1 protein-coding gene is annotated in these 999 nt (G+C 65.1%); it reads left to right on the top strand.

The window, feature by feature from the left end:
- Positions 1–108: 108 nt before the first annotated feature.
- Positions 109–999, top strand: an 891-nt coding sequence (locus GORHZ_RS09850) for an IS982 family transposase (protein WP_006332557.1), incomplete at its 3' end; no start/stop codon positions are given.

Below are 999 nucleotides of genomic sequence, written 5' to 3' on the forward strand. Positions count from 1 at the left end.
CTAGATGAGTGATTCCCGGTGATGTGACTGGTGTGTCGCATGGGGTTGAAGTGGTGGAGGGCGTCCAGAATCAGCGTTGCTTACCCAAACACTGACCTGGAGGTCGATGTGGACGCCGATCTGGACACCCTCGCCACTGCACTGTACGTGACCTGCGACGATCTGTTGAAAGCCCATCCCGAGCGTGTCGCGCCACGACCGGCCGGTGGGTTCGCCACCCGCATCAGCGACGCCGAGATGCTGACCCTGGCGGTGCTGCAGGCGCTGCTGGGGTTCACCAGCGAACGCCGCTGGCTGCGCTATGCGCGGGCCCATCTGCTCGGCATGTTTCCCACCGTGCCCCACCAGCCCGGCTACAACAAACGCCTGCGCGCACTGGCCCCGACGATGGCCTGGCTGACCCGCACCCTGGCGTCGATGACCAGTGTCGGTGACGACGACACCTGGGTGGTCGATTCCACTCCCGTCGAGTGCGGACGGTCGCGGGAGACCGCGAAACGATCCGAGTTGGCCGGGTGGGCCGAATACGGCTACTGCGCCTCGCATTCCCGCTTCTTCTGGGGCCTGCGACTGCATCTGGTCTGCACCCTGCACGGGGTGCCCGTCGGGTGGGCGTTGACCGGCGCCAAAGCCGACGAACGACATGTGCTGTGTGACATCCTCACCGGCACAGCCGGTATCGCCGAGATCGTCGCGGCCGGCCCGCACCTGATCATCGCCGACAAGAACTACTACGGACGCATCTTCGAACACGATCTCGCCGAGGCCGGGATCACCCTGCTGCGCCCGACCCGCAAAGGCGAACAACCCCGCGGCGGTGAACGATTCTTCAAACCGTTGCGCCAGATCATCGAATCGGTCAACGACACGTTGAAAGGACAACTCGACCTCGAACACCACGGCGGACGCACCATCGCAGGTGTCTGCGCCCGCATCGGTCAACGCGTCCTCGCCATGACCGCCGCCATCTGGCACAACGACCGCCTCGGCGCCACCATC

It is taken from the genome of Gordonia rhizosphera NBRC 16068 (assembly GCF_000298195.1).
Taxonomy (GTDB): Bacteria; Actinomycetota; Actinomycetes; order Mycobacteriales; family Mycobacteriaceae; genus Gordonia; species Gordonia rhizosphera.